Below are 2,695 nucleotides of genomic sequence, written 5' to 3'. Positions count from 1 at the left end.
CTTTTGTGGGCAACTGTCAGGTGAATACAATCTCCATACATCCAAACCAACCCATCGACGATTCAAAACTTCTCTACCATAGAATGGTCGATGGTAATGATATTATCGTATTAGATATTGGCGCAGCACAAAAGGACGATGAAAATTGTTATCTGGGAGGTAGTGCAGGCACGCCATTAGTCATATTTATTAAAGCACAAAATGGTCAATGGGATATAGCCTTTGACAGTGAACTTGCAGTTCAAGAACATACATGGAAGAAACCAAATGGTAGAGAACAACTAATACTTGCTCTACACGGTAGCTACTGTAATGGTGCTGGGGCTCAGGAGTGCTGGTCAGCACTCGAACTCAGAGGAACCAACTTTACTCAAGTTAAAAAGCACTCAGACTATAAAAATTCTCCATACAGCAGTGGCGAAAATAACGTTATTCGTTCTTATGCGCCAAGCAATTCTATTGCAAAACCACTGAATTAAAGCAACAAAAATCAGGGCTCTAAATTTTAAACCCCCATTTTTCTTGACAAAACGTAAATTTCAAATCTGGGACACCCACTTTCTGAGCAAGGTGTAGCATATCCAACATTCAAAAATATGGGTATCCCAGCTCTGCCCCAAACGTTAACGTTGGAAGATTTGAGACGTTGCATCACAGAAATCCGCCGAAAAACAAGACGATTGGCCACCCTCAGCTTTTCCCTGTTTCTGATCAGACTCGGATTTCGCGCCTTTGGCTATGAACAGCTTTATCACAATCCGAATGATCCCTACGGTATCTCAGATTTGATTGAAGTGGCGTTAGCTCTCATATATCTGGTGAGCTTGGGTCTCTGCATACTGCATGCCCTGTGGATATTACTCCAGAACCGGGATCGAGGTGCCTTGGGGGCATCAGCCCTGCTCGCTCTCTGTGCCGCCCAGTGGCACAGTTATGACTATCTTCATCACCTGGCAGCAAGTCTCAGCATCCCTTAGGCACCCTGTCCAATTCCCGCCACCCCATCAACCCCAGCATCAATACAACCCCCGGCAGCCAGACCCAGTAGAGCTCGGAGAGGATCACCGCTTCGCCTCGGGCGGTGAGATAAGCCTCCAGCTTGAAGGGGGCAACCCGGATCACCTGCCAGGGGGCAAAAAATCGTTCGTCACGCCACGGCCAAAGCCAGCCCACTCCCTTGCCGCCGGTAGTGAGGGAATCGAGCAGGCTGTGGGAGAGCAGAGAGACCAGCAGAAACGACCAGACGGTGGCGGCGCTCGCCCGAAATTTGCGGTGAAACAGCATGGCCAGCGTGGGCAAGGCAAAGGCAAACAGCAATGAGTGGGTAAAGCCGCGGTGGCCAAAGACATGGCCGTAGGCAACCCCCAGTTTGAAGGCGAGCACATCGGCATCGGGCAGCATGGCGATGGCGACACCGGCCAGCAGTAGACGTGGCGGGATAATCCGGCTGCCAAGCCCGAGACCAAGGCAGAGGGGTACGGCGGCGTGGGTGACTATGGTGGGCATAGGGTGAAGCTCCAACTGAAAACGTGAGCCTACCTTATCCCCTCTCGATGAAGTGAAGGTGAAGTTGCGTGCCACCAGCCTTGAGCCCATGGCGGGCATTGCCTACAATGACCCACTTTTTATCACACTCAGGTCTATAAAATGAGCGACAACAAACCTGCACTGCCCGACCGTCTGGCGGCCAACCCGCGCAGCCCGCACCATGTGGCAGAGTGCTTCCAGCACGAGATCGGCATTCGCGTGAACGGCAAGGAGCGCACCAATGTCGAGGAGTACTGCATCAGCGAAGGTTGGGTGAAGATCCCCTCCCCCAAGGCCAAGGATCGCTATGGCAACCCCATGCTGATCACCGTCAAGGGCACCGTCGAGGCCTTCTACGCCTAAGCTGCGTATGACCGCGACGCCCAGAGCAGGGGCGCGACCCTGTTATTTCAGAACACCGGCCTAGCGCCGGTGTTCTGCTTTTGGGGGCGGCCCTGGATTACAGGCGGCCTCTCTTTCTCTGTTCTCTTTTACCTTCCTGTTTCTTCCTTTCCCTCCCTTTCTTTCGCCTTTTCCCTTTCGCCAGGGCCCTGATCTGGCTGGCGGGCGGCCTTTTGCATCCAGGCAAGGGCGGCGCGTTTGTCACCCGCCTCTCAGGTGTCGCCACGCCATCACTGCTCATCCTCGGGAGCGCGGCTTGCCGGCCTGCCAGCGTTGCAGCGCGGCACCCGCCAGCACCAGCAGAATGCCGAGCAGATCGCTCGCGGCCAGCCGCCCGGCCAGGGCATCGAGCAGGGCGCCCCCCGCCAGCTGGCCCGTGACGATGAGCAGGGCGCAGGCCAGGGCGCCGATCCGGCCGATGGCCCAACTGCTGATGGCGACGAACAGCGCCCCCAGCACCCCGCCGAGCAGCAGCCAGGGATCGAGCCCGGCGAGCCGCTCCCAGGGTGCCCCTTTGAGGATGAGCAGGGCGCCGAGCAGCCCGAAGCCGAGCAGGTGGTTGGCCAGCGACGCCGTCATGGCGCCCCGGGCGCTGGCGAGGCAGCCATTGAGGGTGCGCGACAGGCTCACCGCCACGCCGTTCAGCAGTCCAAGCAGGATCAATAGGGTCATAGTGTCTCTCCTAATGCAGCACGATAAGCAGGGCGCCGGCCAGCACCAGCAGGGCGGCGAGCGCGTCCTTCCCCGAGGGGCGGCGGCGAGCCAG

General features: G+C 56.8%; 4 protein-coding genes. 2 read left to right on the top strand and 2 right to left on the bottom strand.

Annotation, left to right across the window (positions count from 1 at the left end):
- Positions 1-479: hypothetical protein (locus tag AACR77_RS02955; RefSeq protein WP_231563134.1), on the top strand; the 479-nt coding region annotated here is incomplete at its 5' end.
- A 484-nt stretch (positions 480-963) separates the two neighbouring features.
- Here AACR77_RS02955 and AACR77_RS02950 read toward each other — a convergent pair.
- Positions 964-1,506 carry a metal-dependent hydrolase gene (locus AACR77_RS02950; protein ID WP_042879678.1) on the bottom strand — a complete coding sequence of 181 codons (543 nt, stop codon included), beginning with the start codon at positions 1,504-1,506 and terminating at the stop codon, positions 964-966.
- A 141-nt stretch (positions 1,507-1,647) separates the two neighbouring features.
- Between AACR77_RS02950 and AACR77_RS02945 the strand changes: the two genes are divergently transcribed.
- Positions 1,648-1,890: a DUF3297 family protein gene (locus AACR77_RS02945; protein WP_005302916.1), complete on the top strand. Its 243-nt coding sequence runs from the start codon at positions 1,648-1,650 to the stop codon at positions 1,888-1,890.
- A 276-nt stretch (positions 1,891-2,166) separates the two neighbouring features.
- On the opposite strand, the gene AACR77_RS02940 is transcribed toward AACR77_RS02945, so the two are convergent.
- Positions 2,167-2,601, bottom strand: coding sequence for a DMT family transporter (locus tag AACR77_RS02940; RefSeq protein WP_042879676.1), 435 nt, complete (start codon positions 2,599-2,601; stop codon positions 2,167-2,169).
- Between the last annotated feature and the right edge of the window lie 94 nt (positions 2,602-2,695).

It is taken from the genome of Aeromonas sp. ZOR0002 (assembly GCF_963866995.1).
Lineage (GTDB): Bacteria > Pseudomonadota > Gammaproteobacteria > Enterobacterales > Aeromonadaceae > Aeromonas > Aeromonas caviae.
Note: the sequence above shows the minus strand (reverse complement) of the source record. Positions and strands in the feature narration are given on the sequence as shown.

What these genes read in the sequence shown, in the direction of transcription:
- AACR77_RS02950 (WP_042879678.1), bottom strand. Translation starts at nt 1,506, where the DNA reads ATGCCCACCATAGTCACCCACGCCGCCGTACCCCTCTGCCTTGGTCTC.
- AACR77_RS02945 (WP_005302916.1), top strand. Translation starts at nt 1,648, where the DNA reads ATGAGCGACAACAAACCTGCACTGCCCGACCGTCTGGCGGCCAACCCG.
- AACR77_RS02940 (WP_042879676.1), bottom strand. Translation starts at nt 2,601, where the DNA reads ATGACCCTATTGATCCTGCTTGGACTGCTGAACGGCGTGGCGGTGAGC.